General features: G+C 54.0%; 15 protein-coding genes, 4 tRNA genes, 3 rRNA genes and 1 riboswitch. Of the genes, 18 read left to right on the top strand and 4 right to left on the bottom strand.

All coding sequences use genetic code 11. From position 1 onward, the window contains the following. Positions 1-34 precede the first annotated feature (34 nt). The gene (gene oxyR / locus ACMGGQ_RS20390; protein WP_044597477.1) at positions 35-961 is read left to right on the top strand and encodes a DNA-binding transcriptional regulator OxyR; all 927 of its coding nucleotides are present in this window, start codon (positions 35-37) and stop codon (positions 959-961) included. Here the strand turns inward: oxyR and sthA are convergent. After that, complete coding sequence (sthA, locus tag ACMGGQ_RS20385) at positions 935-2,335, bottom strand: Si-specific NAD(P)(+) transhydrogenase (RefSeq protein ID WP_008501785.1); 1,401 nt, start codon at positions 2,333-2,335, stop codon at positions 935-937. The two genes, oxyR and sthA, sit on opposite strands and share 27 nt — an antisense overlap. Before the next feature lie 196 nt (positions 2,336-2,531). Here sthA and fabR point away from each other — a divergent pair, with 196 nt between their 5' ends. Both fabR and ACMGGQ_RS20375 read left to right on the top strand, forming a co-directional pair. Then, complete coding sequence (gene fabR / locus ACMGGQ_RS20380) at positions 2,532-3,170, top strand: HTH-type transcriptional repressor FabR (RefSeq protein WP_008501784.1); 639 nt, start codon at positions 2,532-2,534, stop codon at positions 3,168-3,170. 9 nt (positions 3,171-3,179) lie between these two features. Beyond that, a complete protein-coding gene (locus tag ACMGGQ_RS20375; RefSeq protein WP_008501783.1) occupies positions 3,180-3,539 on the top strand; it encodes a YijD family membrane protein in 360 nt (119 codons plus the stop codon). A gap of 89 nt (positions 3,540-3,628) precedes the next feature. On the opposite strand, the gene trmA is transcribed toward ACMGGQ_RS20375, so the two are convergent. Continuing rightward, entirely contained in the window at positions 3,629-4,729 is a 1,101-nt protein-coding gene (gene trmA / locus ACMGGQ_RS20370; RefSeq protein WP_167215600.1) for a tRNA (uridine(54)-C5)-methyltransferase TrmA, read from the bottom strand. A 104-nt stretch (positions 4,730-4,833) separates the two neighbouring features. Then, positions 4,834-5,010: riboswitch (cobalamin riboswitch) on the top strand. 65 nt (positions 5,011-5,075) lie between these two features. On the opposite strand from trmA, the gene btuB reads away from it, so the two are divergent. The 9 genes from btuB to ACMGGQ_RS20325 all read left to right on the top strand — a co-directional run bounded on the left by btuB (position 5,076) and on the right by ACMGGQ_RS20325 (position 13,430). Then, positions 5,076-6,923 (top strand): TonB-dependent vitamin B12 receptor BtuB, encoded by a 1,848-nt coding sequence (btuB, locus tag ACMGGQ_RS20365; protein ID WP_262766959.1) that lies wholly within the window; start codon positions 5,076-5,078, stop codon positions 6,921-6,923. Continuing rightward, on the top strand, positions 6,868-7,719 hold the full coding sequence (murI, locus tag ACMGGQ_RS20360; RefSeq protein WP_048028420.1) for a glutamate racemase: 852 nt from the start codon (positions 6,868-6,870) through the stop codon (positions 7,717-7,719). Before btuB ends, murI begins: the two co-directional genes overlap by 56 nt. Positions 7,720-8,100: 381 nt before the next feature. After that, positions 8,101-9,640, top strand: a 16S ribosomal RNA gene (locus ACMGGQ_RS20355). A gap of 69 nt (positions 9,641-9,709) precedes the next feature. After that, positions 9,710-9,786: transfer RNA gene (locus ACMGGQ_RS20350), tRNA-Ile, on the top strand. Positions 9,787-9,829: 43 nt separating this feature from the next. After that, positions 9,830-9,905, top strand: a tRNA-Ala gene (locus ACMGGQ_RS20345). A 171-nt stretch (positions 9,906-10,076) separates the two neighbouring features. Further along, a 23S ribosomal RNA gene (locus tag ACMGGQ_RS20340) occupies positions 10,077-12,980 on the top strand. Between the two features lie 72 nt (positions 12,981-13,052). Beyond that, positions 13,053-13,168 (top strand): 5S ribosomal RNA (rrf, locus tag ACMGGQ_RS20335). Together the 16S, 23S and 5S rRNA genes with 4 tRNA genes alongside form the textbook arrangement of a ribosomal RNA operon. A 56-nt stretch (positions 13,169-13,224) precedes the next feature. Further along, positions 13,225-13,301 (top strand) — tRNA-Asp (locus ACMGGQ_RS20330). 53 nt (positions 13,302-13,354) lie between these two features. Beyond that, positions 13,355-13,430: transfer RNA gene (locus ACMGGQ_RS20325), tRNA-Trp, on the top strand. A gap of 98 nt (positions 13,431-13,528) precedes the next feature. Here the strand turns inward: ACMGGQ_RS20325 and hdfR are convergent. Further along, positions 13,529-14,350 carry an HTH-type transcriptional regulator HdfR gene (hdfR, locus tag ACMGGQ_RS20320; protein WP_024907953.1) on the bottom strand — a complete coding sequence of 274 codons (822 nt, stop codon included), beginning with the start codon at positions 14,348-14,350 and terminating at the stop codon, positions 13,529-13,531. 118 nt (positions 14,351-14,468) lie between these two features. On the opposite strand from hdfR, the gene ACMGGQ_RS20315 reads away from it, so the two are divergent. Beyond that, on the top strand, positions 14,469-14,807 hold the full coding sequence (locus ACMGGQ_RS20315) for a DUF413 domain-containing protein (RefSeq protein ID WP_008501577.1): 339 nt from the start codon (positions 14,469-14,471) through the stop codon (positions 14,805-14,807). Positions 14,808-14,837: 30 nt separating this feature from the next. Here the strand turns inward: ACMGGQ_RS20315 and ACMGGQ_RS20310 are convergent, their stop codons facing one another. After that, entirely contained in the window at positions 14,838-16,358 is a 1,521-nt protein-coding gene (locus tag ACMGGQ_RS20310; RefSeq protein WP_420290436.1) for a YifB family Mg chelatase-like AAA ATPase, read from the bottom strand. A 340-nt stretch (positions 16,359-16,698) separates the two neighbouring features. Between ACMGGQ_RS20310 and ilvL the strand changes: the two genes are divergently transcribed. The 5 genes from ilvL (at position 16,699) to ilvE (ending at position 19,791) form a co-directional block, all read left to right on the top strand. Further along, a complete protein-coding gene (ilvL, locus tag ACMGGQ_RS20305; RefSeq protein ID WP_001311244.1) occupies positions 16,699-16,797 on the top strand; it encodes an ilv operon leader peptide in 99 nt (32 codons plus the stop codon). Between the two features lie 86 nt (positions 16,798-16,883). Continuing rightward, entirely contained in the window at positions 16,884-16,934 is a 51-nt protein-coding gene (gene ilvX / locus ACMGGQ_RS20300; RefSeq protein ID WP_166792073.1) for a peptide IlvX, read from the top strand. Positions 16,935-16,936: 2 nt separating this feature from the next. Further along, entirely contained in the window at positions 16,937-18,583 is a 1,647-nt protein-coding gene (ilvG, locus tag ACMGGQ_RS20295; RefSeq protein WP_045909249.1) for an acetolactate synthase 2 catalytic subunit, read from the top strand. Continuing rightward, positions 18,580-18,843, top strand: coding sequence for an acetolactate synthase 2 small subunit (gene ilvM / locus ACMGGQ_RS20290; RefSeq protein WP_006179206.1), 264 nt, complete (start codon positions 18,580-18,582; stop codon positions 18,841-18,843). Before ilvG ends, ilvM begins: the two co-directional genes overlap by 4 nt. An 18-nt stretch (positions 18,844-18,861) precedes the next feature. Beyond that, on the top strand, positions 18,862-19,791 hold the full coding sequence (ilvE, locus tag ACMGGQ_RS20285; RefSeq protein WP_023309654.1) for a branched-chain-amino-acid transaminase: 930 nt from the start codon (positions 18,862-18,864) through the stop codon (positions 19,789-19,791). Positions 19,792-19,851 lie beyond the last annotated feature (60 nt).

Genomic DNA, 19,851 nt, shown 5'->3' with positions numbered 1-19,851 from the left:
CGCCATGAACTATCGTGGCGACGGAGGATGAATAATGAATATTCGTGATCTTGAATACCTGGTAGCGTTAGCCGAGCATCGTCACTTTCGCCGCGCGGCAGATTCCTGCCACGTCAGCCAGCCCACGCTGAGCGGCCAGATCCGCAAGCTGGAAGACGAGCTGGGCGTGATGCTGCTGGAGCGCACCAGTCGTAAGGTTCTGTTCACACAGGCAGGTCTTCTGCTGGTGGATCAGGCGCGCACCGTGCTGCGCGAGGTCAAAGTGCTCAAGGAAATGGCAAGCCAGCAGGGGGAGGCCATGTCCGGCCCGCTGCATATTGGCCTGATCCCAACCGTTGGCCCGTACCTGTTACCGCACATCATTCCGATGCTGCACCAGACGTTCCCGAAACTCGAAATGTACCTGCACGAAGCGCAAACCCATCAGCTGCTGGCACAGCTGGACAGCGGCAAGCTCGACTGCGCCATTCTGGCACTGGTAAAAGAGAGTGAAGCCTTTATTGAAGTGCCGCTGTTCGATGAGCCAATGATGCTGGCGATCTATGAAGATCACCCGTGGGCGAACCGCGATCGCGTGCCGATGGCCGATCTGGCGGGTGAAAAGCTGCTGATGCTGGAAGATGGCCACTGCCTGCGCGACCAGGCGATGGGCTTCTGCTTCGAAGCGGGTGCGGATGAGGATACCCATTTCCGCGCAACCAGCCTGGAAACGCTGCGTAATATGGTCGCGGCGGGAAGCGGTATTACGCTGCTGCCTGCGCTGGCGGTACCGCACGAGCGTAAACGTGATGGCGTGGTCTACTTGCCGTGCATTAAACCAGAGCCGCGTCGTACGATTGGCCTGGTCTATCGCCCTGGGTCACCGCTGCGCAGCCGCTATGAGCAGCTGGCAGAGGCCATCCGTGGTGCGATGGATGGCCATTTTGACAGCGCGTTAAAACAGGCGGTTCAGGCCGTTTAGTGCCGCGACCCGATAGGCTTCCGCCATGGTCGGGTAGTTAAAGGTGGTGTTGACGAAGTACTCAATGGTGTTACCACCACCTTTCTGCTCCATGATCGCCTGACCGATATGAATGATTTCCGCGGCGCGTTCACCAAAGCAGTGAATCCCGAGGATCTCTTTCGTCTCGCGATGGAACAGAATTTTCAGCGTACCCACGCTCATCCCCACGATTTGCGCCCGCGCCAGATGCTTAAACTGCGCACGACCCACCTCGTAAGGCACCTTCATTGACGTCAGCTGCTGCTCGGTTTTCCCTACGGAACTGATTTCCGGGATGGTGTAGATGCCCGTAGGGATATCTTCAATCAGATGCGCCGTCGCTTCGCCTTTCACCAGCGCCTGAGCCGCAATGCGTCCCTGGTCGTAAGCGGCTGAGGCCAGGCTTGGATAGCCAATGACGTCGCCGACCGCGTAAACGTGCGGCAGGGCGGTCTGATACATGCTGTTGACCTTCAGCTGACCGCGGCTGTCGGTTTCAAGCCCGATATTTTCCAGCTGCAGGGAATCGGTGTTGCCGGTACGGCCGTTGGCGTACAGGAGGCAGTCCGCTTTCAGCTTCTTGCCGGACTTGAGGTGCATGATCACCCCGTCGTCGCAGCCTTCGATCTTCTCGTACTCTTCGTTGTGACGAATGACCACGCCGCTGTTCCAGAAGTGGTAGGAGAGGGAGTCCGACATCTCCTGATCGAGGAAGGCCAGCAGGCGATCGCGAGTGTTGATCAGGTCAACTTTGACGTCCATTCCGCGGAAGATCGACGCATATTCGCAACCAATGACCCCTGCGCCATAGATAATGACGTGGCGGGGTTCATGGTGCAGGCTCAGAATCGAGTCGCTGTCGTAGACGCGCGGGTGCGAGAAGTCCACGTCGGCCGGATGGTACGGGCGTGAACCGCAGGCAATCACAAATTTTTCAGCGGTGATGGTTTCAACCGACCCGTCGTGGCATTCGAGTGCCAGGGTGTGTTCATCCACAAAATGCGCGTTGCCCTGCAAAATTTCACAGTGGTTACGCTCATAAAACCCCTGACGCATGCGCGTCTGCTGGTTAATGACGGTATCCGCGTGGTTCAGGATGTCGGCAAAGGAGGAACGAAGAAGTCGGGAGTGGTCGCTGTAAAGAGGGTTCTGGTTGAATTCGATAATGCGGCTAACGGCGTGGCGGAGGGCTTTCGAAGGGATGGTGCCCCAGTGGGTGCAACCGCCGCCGACATTATGGTAGCGCTCAATGACCGCTACTCTGGCTCCCTGTTTCACCAGACCCATAGCAGCGCCTTCGCCGCCGGGGCCGGAACCAATAACTATTGCGTCGTAATCGTAGGAATGTGGCATGGCAAGGCTTACCTGTTCTTATACATAAAAGCAACAGAATCATAACATCATTGCCAGAGTAACCCAATTATCGTTGTGCTTTTTTCCGGCAGTTGAGCACAAACCGCACGTAAACAATCATTCACAAAGCCAGGCAAACAGATTAATTTTATTCTCTGGTATAGTGCCATCAGGCCTTTGGAAGGATTCAACTATCGTGATGGGCGTAAGAGCACAACAAAAAGAGAAAACCCGGCGTTCGCTGGTGGAAGCCGCATTCAGTCAACTGAGTGCTGAGCGAAGTTTTGCCAGTTTGAGCCTGCGCGAAGTCGCACGCGAGGCCGGGATTGCGCCAACGTCCTTCTATCGTCACTTCCGTGATGTGGATGAACTGGGCCTGACCATGGTCGACGAGAGCGGTTTGATGCTGCGTCAGCTGATGCGCCAGGCGCGTCAGCGTATCGCCAAAGGGGGCAGCGTGATCCGTACCTCCGTATCGACCTTTATGGAATTTATCGGCAATAACCCCAACGCGTTTCGTCTGCTTCTGCGTGAGCGTTCGGGCACGTCGGCGGCGTTTCGTGCCGCCGTCGCACGCGAAATTCAGCACTTCATCGCGGAACTTGCCGACTATCTTGAACTCGAAAACCATATGCCGCGTGCGTTTACCGAAGCACAGGCCGAGGCGATGGTGACGATTGTTTTCAGCGCAGGTGCCGAAGCGCTGGATGTCAGCATTGAACAACGCAAGCAGCTTGAAGAGCGACTGGTATTGCAGCTCAGGATGATCTCCAAAGGCGCGTACTACTGGTATCGCCGTGAACAAGAGAAACTGGCACATCAAACCGAAGAGTGAAGGTGAGTAATGAAACAGTCAGGTCAGGATAAAGGGACGCTGTTGCTGGCATTGATCGCTGGCTTATCCATTAATGGTACGTTCGCCGCTATTTTTAGCTCCATCGTGCCGTTTTCGATTTTCCCGCTGATTGCGCTGGTGCTGACGGTGTACTGCCTGCATCAACGCTACCTGAACCGCACCATGCCGGTGGGGTTACCGGGGCTGGCCGCCGCCTGCTTTATTCTGGGCGTATTGCTGTACAGCACGGTGGTGCGCGCGGAGTATCCGGATATCGGCTCTAACTTCTTCCCTGCGGTACTGTCTGTGGCGTTGGTGTTCTGGATTGGCTCGCGTATGCGTAGCCGTAAAAGCCAGTTACCGGAGTAAAGGTTTTTGTCATTGTAGGCCGGATAAGCGAAGCGCCATCCGGCTTTTTTGGCAGGTGGCGCTTCGCTTACCTGCCCTACAAGGCCACATTACTTCGCCGTGAGCAGTACACCGCACTCCATATGGTGCGTATACGGGAACTGATCGAACAGCGCCAGACGTTCAACCTTGTGCGTCTGGCCTAACGTTTCCAGGTTCTTGCACAGCGTCTCCGGATTACAGGAGATGTACAAAATACGCGGGTAGGCCTGCACCATCTTCTCGGTTTCGCTGTCCAGGCCACTGCGCGGCGGGTCGACAAAAATCGTCTCACACTGGTAGCTCTTCAGATCGATTCCTTCCAGACGGTTAAACTGGCGAACACCGTTCATCGCCTGCGTGAACTCTTCTGCGGCCATACGAATGATCTGCACGTTGTCGATATGGTTGGCGGCAATGTTGTACTGCGCGGCGGCAACCGACGGTTTGGCGATTTCCGTTGCCAGGACGCGATCGAAGTTACGCGCCAGCGCCAGCGAGAAGTTGCCGTTACCGCAGTAGAGCTCAAGCAGATCGCCCGTTGATCCTTCCGTCGCCTTCAGCGCCCACTCCAGCATCTGCACGTTCATTGCAGCGTTCGGCTGGGTGAAGCTGTTCTCGACCTGACGATACACCATCTCTTTACCCGCCACCGGCAGACGCTCGTCGATGTAGTCCTGATCCAGCATGATTTTGGTTTTTGTCGCGCGGCCAATCAGGTGAACGTTGATGTTCTGCGCACGCAGCGCATCGCGCAGCGCTTCCGCCTGCTCGCGCCACTCGTCGTTCAGGGCTTTGTGGTACAGCAGGGAGACAATCGCCTGATTGCTTTGCGTGGTCAGGTAGTCAATCTGGAAAAGCTTGTTACGCAGTACCGGGTTGTTACGCACGGCGTCCATTATCAGCGTCATCAGCTGGTTGATAAGCTCACTCGCCGCCGGGAAGCTGTCCACGCGGATACGGGACTTCGTCTGCTGATCGAAAATGATGTGGTACAGGTCGTCACCGTCGTGCCAGATGCGGAACTCGGCACGCATGCGGTAGTGGCTGACAGGAGAGCGGAACACCTCGGGAACGGGCGCGTTGAAAGGCGTCATCATACTTTGCAGGCGGACAACTTTCTCTGCCAGCTGCGCGTCGTACTGTTCTGTCGGGAGGTGTTCTGGGGTCATGATGCGTCCTGAGTGATAAAGAATTACGCGGCGATTGTAGGGATTGTTCAGGGGATGTCCAGATTTAATGGCCAATAGCTGTCTGGACATCCATACGTGTCTAATTGTAGCATTCTGTTTCCGGTCTCCTGAGAGTGAAAAGGGAATCCAGTGTAAATCTGGAGCTGACGCGCAGCGGTAAAGACTGGCGGGATGAGCGTTGTAGACACTGTGAAAATGGGAAGTCTTCATCCTTATATAGCCACCTAGCCCGAAGACCTGCCGGGATCACGTCGCATTTGGTTTCATCATCGCGTGCTATCGATGAGGCCTGCGGCATCCTTCTTATATTGTGGATGCTTTAACAATGATTAAAAAAGTATCGCTGTTGACGGCGTTGTCCGTCACGGCATTTTCGGGCTGGGCGCAGGATAGCGCAGACTCGTTGGTGGTGACGGCAAATCGTTTTGAACAACCTGAAAAAACTATTCTGGCTGCAAACACGGTTGTTACGCGTGCCGATATTGACCGTTGGCAGTCAACCTCGCTCCTGGATGTTATGCGTCGCCTGCCCGGCGTGGATACGGCGCAAAGTGGTGGGATGGGGCAACTCTCTTCTCTCTTTATCCGTGGCACCAACTCCAGCCACGTCCTGATCCTTGTTGATGGGATCCGCCTTAACCAGGCGGGCGTCACGGGGTCATCCGATCTCAGCCAGTTCCCAATCTCCCTGGTACAGCGAATCGAATATGTTCGTGGACCGCGTTCGGCGGTATACGGCTCAGACGCGATCGGTGGCGTCGTAAACATTATTACTACTCGTGCGAAGGACGGTACCACGCTGAATGCTGGCGTAGGCTCGCACGGCTACCAGAATTATGGTGGCAGTACTCAGCAAACACTGGGCGACAGCACACGCGTCACGCTTGCGGGTGATTACACCTATACCAAAGGGTTTGATGTGGTTGCGGACGGCAACAATGGTGGCCTTGCCCAGACCGATCGCGACGGCTTTATGAATAAAACGCTCTACGGCGCACTGGATCACGCATTCTCGGAGCAGTGGAGCGGTTTTGTTCGCGGCTTTGGCTACAGCAACCGTACTGCCTACGACGGTTACTACAGCTCATTTACCCCTGACGTACTGGTCGATACCCGCCAGCTTTATAGTCAGACCTGGGATGCAGGATTGCGCTTCAACGATGACATCTTCCATTCACAGCTGCTCACCAGCTATAGCCACAGCAAGGACTATAACTACGACCCGAATTTAGGCCGCTACGATTCGACAGCCACGCTGGATGAAATCAAGCAGTACAATGTCCAGTGGCTCAACTCCGTTGATGTTGGCCATGGGAACATTGGCGCGGGCGTTGACTGGCAGAAGCAGAGCACCGAGCCAGGTACAAACTACGTGACCAACGGCTACGACCTGCGTAACACCGGCGTCTACCTGACCGGGCTGCAGCAGTTTGGTGACTTCACCCTGGAAGGAGCGGTTCGCAGCGATGACAACTCTCAGTTCGGTCGTCATGGCACCTGGCAAAGCAGTGCGGCCTGGGAGTTCGTGGAGGGTTACCGTTTCGTTGCTTCTTATGGTACGGCCTATAAAGCACCGAATCTGGGTCAACTCTATGGTTTCTATGGCAATGACCATCTTGATCCAGAAGAGAGCAAACAGTGGGAAGGTGCGTTTGAAGGCCTGACGGCAGGCGTGAGCTGGCGCGTATCCGGCTACCGTAATGACGTTGATAATCTCATCGACTTCGATAATAACCTCCAGCAATATTACAACGTCGGTAAAGCGCGCATTAAAGGTGTGGAAGCAACAGCATCGTTTGACACGGGGCCGTTGACGCACACCGTTGGCTACGACTACGTGGATGCCCGCAATGCTGCAACCAACGAACTTCTGGACCGTCGTGCTAAGCAGCAGGTGAAATATCAGCTCGACACGCAGATCTATGATTTCGACTGGAGCCTGACTTATCACTATCTCGGTACGCGTTACGACACTGACTTTGGTACTTACCCGTCTGAGAAAGTAAAAATGGGCGGTGTAAGCCTGTGGGATGTCGCAGTTTCGTATCCTGTCACCTCACACCTTACAGTTCGTGGTAAAATAGCCAACCTGTTCGATAAAGATTACGAGACAGTTTATGGCTACCAAACTGCAGGACGGGAATACACCTTGTCTGGCAGCTACACCTTCTAATCCGCGTCCCACCGTGCTGGTGTTTGATTCCGGCGTCGGTGGGCTTTCGGTCTATGATGAGATTCGGCATCTCCTGCCGGATCTCCATTACATCTACGCCTTCGATAACGTCGCTTTCCCGTACGGGGAAAAGAGCGAAGATTTTATTGTCGAGCGCGTGGTGGAAATCGTCACTGCGGTACAAAAGCGCTATCCCCTTGCGCTGGCTGTCATCGCGTGTAACACGGCGAGCACCGTTTCTCTTCCCGCCCTGCGTGAAAAATTCCAGTTCCCGGTTGTGGGCGTCGTTCCTGCAATAAAGCCTGCCGCGCGTCTGACAGCGAACGGCATTGTGGGCTTGCTGGCCACGCGAGGTACGGTAAAGCGTCCTTATACCCGCGAGCTGATCGACCGTTTCGCTAATGAATGCCAGATTGCGATGCTCGGTTCGGCTGAGCTGGTGGAGATGGCGGAAGCGAAGCTGCATGGCAAGTCGGTATCACTCGACGAGCTGCGTCGTATTCTTCGTCCGTGGCTGAGGATGCCCGAACCCCCGGATACTGTTGTGCTGGGCTGTACCCACTTCCCGCTACTCCAGGAAGAGCTATTAGAGGTACTGCCGGAGGGGACGCGTCTGGTGGATTCCGGAGCGGCTATTGCCCGTCGTACGGCATGGTTGCTGGAGCATGAAGCCCCGGATGCGAAATCTACCGATGCGAATATCGCGTTTTGTATGGCGTTAACAAAAGAAACTGAACAACTTTTACCCGTTTTACGCCGTTATGGCTTTGAAACGCTCGAAAAACTGGCGCTATAGCACGGTTTTGAGCAAAAAAGAGACGGTTGAAAGTTTTTTTTAAAAGAGGGGTTGTCAACGTCTGAGAACTCCCTATAATGCGCCTCCACTGACACGGAACAACGGCTTACAGGCCGCCGGGTTAGCGGGGTTCAGAGATGAACGCCAACAGAGAAAAGCGAAAATAATCACTTGACTCTGAATGAGGAAAACGTAATATACGGGACCTCGCAACGGTGAGCGAAAGCCGCGTTGCACTGCTCTTTAACAATTTATCAGACAATCTGTGTGGGCACTCAAAGTGACATGGATTCTTAATGTCTTCGGACAATAAATGAATACCAAGTCTCTGAGTGAACATGCGTAATTCATTACGAAGTTTAATTCACGAGCATCAAACTTAAATTGAAGAGTTTGATCATGGCTCAGATTGAACGCTGGCGGCAGGCCTAACACATGCAAGTCGAGCGGTAACACAGGGAGCTTGCTCCTGGGTGACGAGCGGCGGACGGGTGAGTAATGTCTGGGAAACTGCCTGATGGAGGGGGATAACTACTGGAAACGGTAGCTAATACCGCATAACGTCGCAAGACCAAAGAGGGGGACCTTCGGGCCTCTTGCCATCAGATGTGCCCAGATGGGATTAGCTAGTAGGTGGGGTAACGGCTCACCTAGGCGACGATCCCTAGCTGGTCTGAGAGGATGACCAGCCACACTGGAACTGAGACACGGTCCAGACTCCTACGGGAGGCAGCAGTGGGGAATATTGCACAATGGGCGAAAGCCTGATGCAGCCATGCCGCGTGTATGAAGAAGGCCTTCGGGTTGTAAAGTACTTTCAGCGGGGAGGAAGGTGTTGAGGTTAATAACCTCAGCAATTGACGTTACCCGCAGAAGAAGCACCGGCTAACTCCGTGCCAGCAGCCGCGGTAATACGGAGGGTGCAAGCGTTAATCGGAATTACTGGGCGTAAAGCGCACGCAGGCGGTCTGTCAAGTCGGATGTGAAATCCCCGGGCTCAACCTGGGAACTGCATTCGAAACTGGCAGGCTAGAGTCTTGTAGAGGGGGGTAGAATTCCAGGTGTAGCGGTGAAATGCGTAGAGATCTGGAGGAATACCGGTGGCGAAGGCGGCCCCCTGGACAAAGACTGACGCTCAGGTGCGAAAGCGTGGGGAGCAAACAGGATTAGATACCCTGGTAGTCCACGCCGTAAACGATGTCGACTTGGAGGTTGTGCCCTTGAGGCGTGGCTTCCGGAGCTAACGCGTTAAGTCGACCGCCTGGGGAGTACGGCCGCAAGGTTAAAACTCAAATGAATTGACGGGGGCCCGCACAAGCGGTGGAGCATGTGGTTTAATTCGATGCAACGCGAAGAACCTTACCTACTCTTGACATCCAGAGAACTTTCCAGAGATGGATTGGTGCCTTCGGGAACTCTGAGACAGGTGCTGCATGGCTGTCGTCAGCTCGTGTTGTGAAATGTTGGGTTAAGTCCCGCAACGAGCGCAACCCTTATCCTTTGTTGCCAGCGGTTAGGCCGGGAACTCAAAGGAGACTGCCAGTGATAAACTGGAGGAAGGTGGGGATGACGTCAAGTCATCATGGCCCTTACGAGTAGGGCTACACACGTGCTACAATGGCGCATACAAAGAGAAGCGACCTCGCGAGAGCAAGCGGACCTCATAAAGTGCGTCGTAGTCCGGATTGGAGTCTGCAACTCGACTCCATGAAGTCGGAATCGCTAGTAATCGTAGATCAGAATGCTACGGTGAATACGTTCCCGGGCCTTGTACACACCGCCCGTCACACCATGGGAGTGGGTTGCAAAAGAAGTAGGTAGCTTAACCTTCGGGAGGGCGCTTACCACTTTGTGATTCATGACTGGGGTGAAGTCGTAACAAGGTAACCGTAGGGGAACCTGCGGTTGGATCACCTCCTTACCTTAAAGAACCTGCCTTTGCAGTGCTCACACAGATTGTCTGATGAAAAACAGCAGTAAAAATCTCTGCAGGCTTGTAGCTCAGGTGGTTAGAGCGCACCCCTGATAAGGGTGAGGTCGGTGGTTCAAGTCCACTCAGGCCTACCAAACTCCTTTTAAAGGATGAGCGGTACAGAGATTGCAAAACGATGGGGCTATAGCTCAGCTGGGAGAGCGCCTGCTTTGCACGCAGGAGGTCTGCGGTTCGATCCCGCATAGCTCCACCATCTTTTACTGCGAACCCAAGAAAACTTCAGAGTGAACCTGAAAAGGTGCACTGCGAAGTTTTGCTCTTTAAAAATCTGGATCAAGCTGAAAATTGAAACGACACATCTTTAAGGTGTGTTCGAGTCTCTCAAATTTTCGCAATCAGAAGATGAAACATCTTCGGGTTGTGAGGTTAAGCGACTAAGCGTACACGGTGGATGCCCTGGCAGTCAGAGGCGATGAAGGACGTGCTAATCTGCGAAAAGCGCCGGCGAGGTGATATGAACCTTTGACCCGGCGATGTCCGAATGGGGAAACCCAGTGCAATTCGTTGCACTATCGTTAACTGAATACATAGGTTAACGAGGCGAACCGGGGGAACTGAAACATCTAAGTACCCCGAGGAAAAGAAATCAACCGAGATTCCCCCAGTAGCGGCGAGCGAACGGGGAGCAGCCCAGAGTCTGAATCAGCTTGTGTGTTAGTGGAAGCGTCTGGAAAGTCGCACGGTACAGGGTGACAGTCCCGTACACGAAAGCACACAGGTTGTGAACTCGAAGAGTAGGGCGGGACACGTGGTATCCTGTCTGAATATGGGGGGACCATCCTCCAAGGCTAAATACTCCTGACTGACCGATAGTGAACCAGTACCGTGAGGGAAAGGCGAAAAGAACCCCGGCGAGGGGAGTGAAAAAGAACCTGAAACCGTGTACGTACAAGCAGTGGGAGCACCTTCGTGGTGTGACTGCGTACCTTTTGTATAATGGGTCAGCGACTTATATTCTGTAGCAAGGTTAACCGTATAGGGGAGCCGAAGGGAAACCGAGTCTTAACTGGGCGTTAAGTTGCAGGGTATAGACCCGAAACCCGGTGATCTAGCCATGGGCAGGTTGAAGGTTGGGTAACACTAACTGGAGGACCGAACCGACTAATGTTGAAAAATTAGCGGATGACTTGTGGCTGGGGGTGAAAGGCCAATCAAACCGGGAGATAGCTGGTTCTCCCCGAAAGCTATTTAGGTAGCGCCTCGTGAACTCATCTTCGGGGGTAGAGCACTGTTTCGGCTAGGGGGCCATCCCGGCTTACCAACCCGATGCAAACTACGAATACCGAAGAATGTTATCACGGGAGACACACGGCGGGTGCTAACGTCCGTCGTGAAGAGGGAAACAACCCAGACCGCCAGCTAAGGTCCCAAAGTCATGGTTAAGTGGGAAACGATGTGGGAAGGCACAGACAGCCAGGATGTTGGCTTAGAAGCAGCCATCATTTAAAGAAAGCGTAATAGCTCACTGGTCGAGTCGGCCTGCGCGGAAGATGTAACGGGGCTAAACCATGCACCGAAGCTGCGGCAGCGACACTATGTGTTGTTGGGTAGGGGAGCGTTCTGTAAGCCGTTGAAGGTGTGCTGTGAGGCATGCTGGAGGTATCAGAAGTGCGAATGCTGACATAAGTAACGATAAAGCGGGTGAAAAGCCCGCTCGCCGGAAGACCAAGGGTTCCTGTCCAACGTTAATCGGGGCAGGGTGAGTCGACCCCTAAGGCGAGGCCGAAAGGCGTAGTCGATGGGAAACAGGTTAATATTCCTGTACTTGGTGTTACTGCGAAGGGGGGACGGAGAAGGCTATGTTAGCCGGGCGACGGTTGTCCCGGTTTAAGCATGTAGGCGGAGGTTCCAGGTAAATCCGGTACCTTTTAACGCTGAGGTGTGATGACGAGGCACTACGGTGCTGAAGTAACAAATGCCCTGCTTCCAGGAAAAGCCTCTAAGCATCAGGTAACATTAAATCGTACCCCAAACCGACACAGGTGGTCAGGTAGAGAATACCAAGGCGCTTGAGAGAACTCGGGTGAAGGAACTAGGCAAAATGGTGCCGTAACTTCGGGAGAAGGCACGCTGATATGTAGGTGAAGCCCCTGCGGGTGGAGCTGAAATCAGTCGAAGATACCAGCTGGCTGCAACTGTTTATTAAAAACACAGCACTGTGCAAACACGAAAGTGGACGTATACGGTGTGACGCCTGCCCGGTGCCGGAAGGTTAATTGATGGGGTTAGCGGCAACGCGAAGCTCTTGATCGAAGCCCCGGTAAACGGCGGCCGTAACTATAACGGTCCTAAGGTAGCGAAATTCCTTGTCGGGTAAGTTCCGACCTGCACGAATGGCGTAATGATGGCCAGGCTGTCTCCACCCGAGACTCAGTGAAATTGAACTCGCTGTGAAGATGCAGTGTACCCGCGGCAAGACGGAAAGACCCCGTGAACCTTTACTATAGCTTGACACTGAACACTGGTCCTTGATGTGTAGGATAGGTGGGAGGCTTTGAAGCGTGGACGCCAGTCTGCGTGGAGCCGTCCTTGAAATACCACCCTTTAATGGCTGGTGTTCTAACGTAGACCCGTAATCCGGGTTGCGGACAGTGTCTGGTGGGTAGTTTGACTGGGGCGGTCTCCTCCCAAAGAGTAACGGAGGAGCACGAAGGTTAGCTAATCCTGGTCGGACATCAGGAGGTTAGTGCAATGGCATAAGCTAGCTTGACTGCGAGAGTGACGGCTCGAGCAGGTGCGAAAGCAGGTCATAGTGATCCGGTGGTTCTGAATGGAAGGGCCATCGCTCAACGGATAAAAGGTACTCCGGGGATAACAGGCTGATACCGCCCAAGAGTTCATATCGACGGCGGTGTTTGGCACCTCGATGTCGGCTCATCACATCCTGGGGCTGAAGTAGGTCCCAAGGGTATGGCTGTTCGCCATTTAAAGTGGTACGCGAGCTGGGTTTAGAACGTCGTGAGACAGTTCGGTCCCTATCTGCCGTGGGCGCTGGAGAATTGAGGGGGGCTGCTCCTAGTACGAGAGGACCGGAGTGGACGCATCACTGGTGTTCGGGTTGTCATGCCAATGGCACTGCCCGGTAGCTAAATGCGGAAAAGATAAGTGCTGAAAGCATCTAAGCACGAAACTTGCCCCGAGATGAGTTCTCCCTGAGACTTTAAGTCTCCTGAAGGAACGTTAAAGACGATGACGTTGATAGGTCGGGTGTGTAAGCGCAGCGATGCGTTGAGCTAACCGATACTAATGAACCGTGAGGCTTAACCTTACAACGCCGAAGATGTTTTGGCGAAGAGACGAACAATCAAAATTCAGCCTTGATACAGATAAACAGAATTTGCCTGGCGGCTTTAGCGCGGTGGTCCCACCTGACCCCATGCCGAACTCAGAAGTGAAACGCCGTAGCGCCGATGGTAGTGTGGGGTCTCCCCATGTGAGAGTAGGGAACTGCCAGGCATCAAATTAAGTAGTAAGCCGGTGCATTAATCCGGTGGTTACAAGCAGTCTTCGGTGGAGCGGTAGTTCAGTCGGTTAGAATACCTGCCTGTCACGCAGGGGGTCGCGGGTTCGAGTCCCGTCCGTTCCGCCACTTATTAAGACATTAAGCCTGCCTTACTGGCAGGCTTAATGGCAAAAAACTTTAGGGGCGTAGCTCAGTTGGTAGAGCACCGGTCTCCAAAACCGGGTGTCGCGAGTTCGAGTCTCTCCGCCCCTGCCATATATAATCCTTTGCTTCGGCAAAGGATTTTTTTTGCCCGTAATCCTGTAAAAACGCCTCTTCTTACTATTCAGCCAGCATTCCTGCTGGCTGATGTATCAATCCATAACATTGATTTTTAACAGATCTTTTATCTGTGACTGCTTATCACTGTTTTGCAGCCAAATCGCATACAGCGGTCTGGTAAGCGTGGTGGAATCCAACACCGTATGCAGCCCCGCTTTAGTGTCTGCCCAGCGAACAGGTAACCAGGTACAACCTCTCAGCAAGGGCAGTTGCTGACAGGCGATCTCCGCAGAGCTGGTCGTTAACTGTGGAACATCATCAGGTGCAATCAATCCCGTCTCATGCTGCTGAAAATCTGGCCCCCATTCGAGGCGCAAATAGGTCAGGTCTGCCTTCATCATCGACGGTTCAGAGGCATAAAGCGCCAGGCCAAACTGACCGACGATCTGGCTGCTAAATTCGTCCATCTTGGGGGCTTCGGTTGTGATCAGAAGATCAAGCTGGCGCTCATGAAGTTGCTTAACCAGCGACTGCCGTTGCGCAATCCTGGCTTCAAATTGCAGGTGGCTATGAGAGTGATAAAGCCGGGTAAGCCACTGACTTAGCATACATTCCCACAGGGAAGCGCTGGCCCCTATCGAGAACTCATTATGCCTCGAAGTATGTGCAACCTCTTTGCGTGCCGCCTGCCAGGTATTCATCAGCGTTTCTGCGTACGGCAGCAGTTTTTCACCGGCGGGCGTGAGGCGAATATTGTTGCGATGGCGGGTAAAAAGATTCACACCCAGTTGATTTTCCAGCTGTCGAATACGAAAACTGACTGCTGACTGCGTCAGGTAAAGGGCTTCCGCTGCTCGCCCAAAGTGGCGTGTTCTGCTCACTTCAAGGAAAGTTTTAAGCAATTCCGTATCCACATCTTTCTCCGCAAAATTATTTGTCGTTATGATTTAAATGTTTTGTTTTACACTCTGTCAAGCGTAACTAATACTCCGCGCCATAAATAGCTCGGCCAAAGAATTAGGAGCGTGTAGGATGGCGGAAAGCTTTACGACGACTAATCGTTTTTTCGACAATAAACATTATCCGCGCGGGTTCTCTCGTCACGGCGATTTCACCATCAAAGAAGCTCAACTGCTTGAGCGCCATGGTTATGCCTTTAACGAGCTGGATCTGGGTAAGCGTGAACCTGCAACCGAAGACGAAAAACAGTTTGTTTCTGTTTGCCGTGGTGAGCGTGAGCCGCAGTCTGAAGCGGAACGTGTGTGGATCAAGTATATGGCACGCATTAAGCGTCCAAAGCGCTTCCATACGCTGTCTGGCGGTAAGCCGCAGATGGAAGGTGCAGAAGACTACACCGAGTCTGATGACTAAGATGATAAGAAGGGGCTACGGCCCCTTTTTTTATGCCAGCAACTTCTGCAGATGCAGCAGCAAACGATCGATAGCGCGATAGCTCAGCGCCTCCTGCAAGTGTTTCCTCTCAATGTCAGTACATCCCTCCACGTCAGCAATGGTTCTGGCCACTTTTAGCAAACGCTGCCACGCACGTATAGATAGCCCAAAGCGCGTCAACGTCTCCTCCAGCCATACCGCATCCTCACAGTTAAGGGCACAAAACTGCCGGATGCCGGCATTATCCAGCCGCGCATTTAGCCTGTTCTGGCGAGTGTACTGTCGTGCCTGGGCGGCGATCACCCGCTCGCGTACCTTCGCAGAGCTTTCACCCGTGATGCCCGTCTGCCTGAGCAGGCCCGGAGGAGGAAGCGGGATTTCGAGAGATAAATCGAAACGGTCGAGGAACGGACCGGATAACTTTCCCAGATAGCGCAGCGTCTGCTCCGGCGTACAGCGGTTATGGTTGCCCTGGTAGTGGCCCGTCGGGCTGGGATTCATCGCAGCGACCAGTTGAAACTGTGCGGGATAGCTTATTTTGGCCCGCGTGCGCGAGATATGTATTTCGCCAGATTCAATAGGTTCTCTCAGCGCATCCAGCACGCGGCGCTCAAACTCGGGCAGCTCATCGAGAAACAAAATGCCATTGTGCGCCAGTGAGATCTCACCCGGGCCGGGGATAGACCCGCCGCCGACCATCGCCGTCAGTGAAGCGCTATGATGTGGGGAACGAAAAGGACGACGGCGCCACTGTTTTTGCAACGATGCAGAACTGATGAGGCTATAGATGGCAGCGCTTTCCAGCGCTTCATGATTATTAAGCGGCGGAAGCAGCCCGCTCAGCCTGCTCGCCAGCATCGTTTTCCCCGTACCTGGCGGGCCAATCAACAGAAGATTGTGTCCCCCTGCGGCCGTAATCTCCAGCGCCCGCTTCCCTTGCTCCTGTCCCATAATCTCGCTGAGATCCTCCGGGACGTCGGCTATAACCTCGTCACACTCCTCCGGTTCGGACAGTTCATGTCGTCCTTCCAGCCAGGCACAAACTTCCTGTAAATGTCCCGCGATGAGGCATCCTTTTTCCGCGATAAGACTCACTTCTGATGCGTTTTCATTGGCCACAATGATTTGCCGGCCTGCTCGTATGGCCTCCAGCGCTCCTGATATCGCGCCGGGAACGCCTCTCAGCGCGCCTGTGAGCGCGAGTTCACCCACGAACTCATACGAGCCTAGCCTTGTCGTATTAAGCTGCTCAGAAGCCGCGAGAAGGGCAATTGCGATAGGTAAATCGTATCGTCCCCCTTCTTTAGGCAGGTCGGCGGGAGCAAGGTTGATGGTGATCTTCTTCGCAGGGAAGGTATAACCGCTATTTATTATTGCGCTACGGACGCGATCCCTGGCTTCTTTAACCGTCGTTTCAGGTAACCCGACAAGCGTGAGTCCGGGCAGCCCATTACTCAAATGCACCTCTACGGAAACAAGCGGTGCCTTTACCCCGAGGGCCGCACGCGTATAAACAACTGACAGTGACATTTGCACTACCTCCTGGTGTGACTATGTCAGTGCTCGTTATGTTTGTTTATTGCCATTTCGTGAATTTACGCCGCTTGTTCAGGGGTTTTAATGGCGCATTGCAACAATTTCATAATCGTGGAAAGCTCCTCGCATAACGAAAAAATCCTGTTTTGACGGTTAGCACCACAGTAAAAAAATGAAAAATATTCATTTTCTAATTTCCGTATATAAAACAACGCTTTTAAGAAATATGATTCGCGGGCTAACCAAATCCGTCATAAATAAATCTTGTGTTTAATTTGAAAACTGTGATACCTCTTTAGGTATTCCTTCGAACAAGATGCAAAAAGAACTGAAAATGACAGCCCTTCTACGAGTGATTAGCCTGGTCGTGATTAGCGTGGTGGTGATTATTATCCCACCGTGCGGGGCTGCACTTGGACGAGGAAAGGCTTAGAAATCAAGCCTTAACGAACTAAGACCCCCGCACCGAAAGGTCCGGGGGTTTTTTTATGACTAAAAAACGCAGATGAGGAGCAGAGAATGACGACTAGCACAAAATTCTGTTTCTCCCGATTTATGACGGGGAACTAACTATGAATGGGGCACAGTGGGTAGTACATGCGTTGCGCGCGCAGGGAGTCGAGACAGTATTCGGTTATCCAGGTGGCGCAATTATGCCGATTTACGATGCACTGTATGACGGCGGCGTGGAACATCTCTTGTGCCGACACGAGCAGGGCGCAGTGATGGCGGCCATTGGTTACGCCCGCGCGACCGGTAAAACCGGCGTGTGTATGGCGACGTCAGGCCCTGGCGCAACTAACCTGATCACCGGCCTGGCTGACGCGCTGCTGGATTCTGTTCCCGTTGTTGCCATCACCGGGCAGGTGGCATCTCCGTTCATCGGTACCGACGCTTTTCAGGAGGTCGATGTACTGGGTTTATCGCTGGCCTGTACCAAACACAGTTTTCTCGTTCAGTCTCTGGAAGAGCTGCCGCGCGTCATGGCTGAAGCATTCGAGGTAGCCAGCTCCGGCCGCCCTGGCCCGGTTCTGGTGGATATCCCGAAAGATATCCAGGTCGCACTCGGCGAACTGGAGCCGCACTTCTCCACCGTTCGAAGCGACGACGCGTTTCCGCATGCGGCAGTTGAAGAGGCGCGTCAGATGCTGGCGCAGGCAAAACAGCCGATGCTGTACGTTGGCGGTGGCGTAGGCATGGCGCAGGCCGTTCCCGCCCTGCGTGAATTTATTGCGGTAACGCAAATGCCTGCCACCTGCACGCTGAAAGGGTTGGGTGCGGTAGATGCAGACTACCCGTACTATCTGGGCATGCTCGGGATGCACGGCACTAAAGCGGCAAACCTGGCGGTGCAGGCGTGCGATCTGCTCATCGCCGTCGGTGCCCGTTTTGACGACCGCGTTACCGGCAAGCTGAATACCTTTGCGCCGAACGCCAAAGTCATCCATATGGATATCGACCCGGCGGAAATGAACAAGCTGCGTCAGGCGCACGTCGCGCTGCAGGGCGATCTCAACGCGCTTTTACCGGCATTGCAGCAGCCGCTGGATATCAACGCATGGCGTCAGCACACCGCCGATATGCGCGCTGAACATGCCTGGCGTTACGATCATCCGGGCGAGGCCATCTACGCGCCGCTGCTGTTGAAGCAGTTGTCCGACCGTAAACCGGCAAACAGCGTGGTGACGACCGATGTCGGCCAGCATCAGATGTGGTCAGCCCAGCACATGACCTACACCCGTCCGGAGAATTTCATCACGTCCAGCGGGTTAGGGACGATGGGCTTCGGTCTGCCAGCCGCCGTTGGCGCACAGGTTGCCCGCCCGAACGATACCGTAATCTGTATCTCCGGTGACGGCTCCTTCATGATGAACGTTCAGGAGCTCGGCACCGTTAAGCGCAAGCAGTTACCGCTGAAAATCGTCTTGCTCGACAACCAGCGTTTAGGGATGGTTCGCCAGTGGCAACAGCTGTTCTTCCAGGAGCGTTACAGCGAAACGACCCTTACCGATAACCCCGATTTCCTCACGCTGGCCAGCGCTTTTGGCATCCCTGGTCAGCACATCACCCGTAAAGATCAGGTTGAAGCGGCGCTCGACACCATGCTGAACAGCGAGGGGCCTTACCTGCTTCATGTCTCAATCGACGAACTCGAGAACGTCTGGCCGCTGGTACCGCCTGGTGCCAGTAACTCACAAATGATGGAGAAATTATCATGATGCAGCATCAGGTCGCCGTACAGGCTCGCTTCAACCCGGAAACCTTAGAGCGCGTTTTGCGTGTGGTGCGTCATCGTGGTTTTCAGATTTGCTCTATGAATATGGAGACGGCCACTGACGCCCAAAACATCAGTATCGAATTAACCGTTGCCAGCCCGCGGTCGGTCGACTTACTGTTTAGTCAGTTATCAAAGCTGGTAGACGTTGCCCATGTTGCCATCTGCCAGAGCACAACCACATCACAACAAATCCGCGCTTAAGCGTGACAGGACGAAAAAATGACGACAAAAAAAGCTGATTACATTTGGTTCAACGGTGAGATGGTTCGCTGGGAGGACGCGAAGGTCCACGTGATGTCCCACGCGCTGCATTACGGTACCTCCGTGTTTGAAGGCATCCGCTGCTACGATTCTCACAAAGGGCCAGTGGTGTTCCGCCATCGTGAACATATGCAGCGTCTGCATGACTCAGCCAAAATTTATCGTTTCCCGGTATCTCAGAGCGTGGATGAGCTGATGGAAGCCTGCCGCGACGTGATCCGTAAGAACAACCTGACCAGCGCCTATATTCGTCCGCTGGTCTTCGTGGGCGACGTCGGTATGGGCGTGAACCCGCCAGCGGGCTATACCACGGATGTGATCATTGCCGCGTTCCCGTGGGGGGCTTATCTGGGTGCAGAAGCCCTGGAGCAGGGGATCGACGCAATGGTCTCTTCCTGGAATCGCGTTGCGCCAAACACCATCCCGACCGCCGCGAAAGCAGGCGGTAACTACCTTTCTTCCCTGCTGGTCGGCAGCGAAGCACGCCGTCACGGCTACCAGGAAGGTATCGCGCTCGATGTAAATGGCTACATCTCCGAAGGCGCAGGTGAAAACCTGTTTGAAGTGAAAGACGGCATTCTGTTTACGCCGCCATTCACCTCGTCCGCGCTGCCGGGCATCACCCGTGACGCCATCATCAAGCTGGCGAAAGACCTCGGTATCGAAGTGCGCGAGCAGGTGCTGTCCCGCGAATCCCTCTATCTGGCCGATGAAGTGTTTATGTCCGGTACTGCGGCTGAAATCACGCCGGTACGCAGCGTAGACGGTATCCAGGTGGGCGAAGGCCGCTGTGGCCCGGTCACCAAACGCATTCAGCAAGCGTTCTTTGGCCTCTTCACCGGCGAAACAGAAGATAAATACGGCTGGTTGGATCAGGTTAATCACTAAATATAAATTTGGGACGGCACGCACCGTCCCATTACATAGTCAGACGGGAGTAAATAAAGC

The sequence above is a fragment of the Enterobacter sp. BNK-13 genome, from assembly GCF_048685015.1.
Classification (GTDB): Bacteria; Pseudomonadota; Gammaproteobacteria; order Enterobacterales; family Enterobacteriaceae; genus Enterobacter; species Enterobacter quasiroggenkampii.
Note: the sequence above shows the minus strand (reverse complement) of the source record. Positions and strands in the feature narration are given on the sequence as shown.

What these genes read in the sequence shown, in the direction of transcription:
- oxyR (WP_044597477.1), top strand. Translation starts at nt 35, where the DNA reads ATGAATATTCGTGATCTTGAATACCTGGTAGCGTTAGCCGAGCATCGT.
- sthA (WP_008501785.1), bottom strand. Translation starts at nt 2,335, where the DNA reads ATGCCACATTCCTACGATTACGACGCAATAGTTATTGGTTCCGGCCCC.
- ACMGGQ_RS20375 (WP_008501783.1), top strand. Translation starts at nt 3,180, where the DNA reads ATGAAACAGTCAGGTCAGGATAAAGGGACGCTGTTGCTGGCATTGATC.
- trmA (WP_167215600.1), bottom strand. Translation starts at nt 4,729, where the DNA reads ATGACCCCAGAACACCTCCCGACAGAACAGTACGACGCGCAGCTGGCA.
- btuB (WP_262766959.1), top strand. Translation starts at nt 5,076, where the DNA reads ATGATTAAAAAAGTATCGCTGTTGACGGCGTTGTCCGTCACGGCATTT.
- murI (WP_048028420.1), top strand. Translation starts at nt 6,868, where the DNA reads ATGGCTACCAAACTGCAGGACGGGAATACACCTTGTCTGGCAGCTACA.
- ACMGGQ_RS20315 (WP_008501577.1), top strand. Translation starts at nt 14,469, where the DNA reads ATGGCGGAAAGCTTTACGACGACTAATCGTTTTTTCGACAATAAACAT.
- ACMGGQ_RS20310 (WP_420290436.1), bottom strand. Translation starts at nt 16,358, where the DNA reads ATGTCACTGTCAGTTGTTTATACGCGTGCGGCCCTCGGGGTAAAGGCA.
- ilvL (WP_001311244.1), top strand. Translation starts at nt 16,699, where the DNA reads ATGACAGCCCTTCTACGAGTGATTAGCCTGGTCGTGATTAGCGTGGTG.
- ilvG (WP_045909249.1), top strand. Translation starts at nt 16,937, where the DNA reads ATGAATGGGGCACAGTGGGTAGTACATGCGTTGCGCGCGCAGGGAGTC.
- ilvM (WP_006179206.1), top strand. Translation starts at nt 18,580, where the DNA reads ATGATGCAGCATCAGGTCGCCGTACAGGCTCGCTTCAACCCGGAAACC.
- ilvE (WP_023309654.1), top strand. Translation starts at nt 18,862, where the DNA reads ATGACGACAAAAAAAGCTGATTACATTTGGTTCAACGGTGAGATGGTT.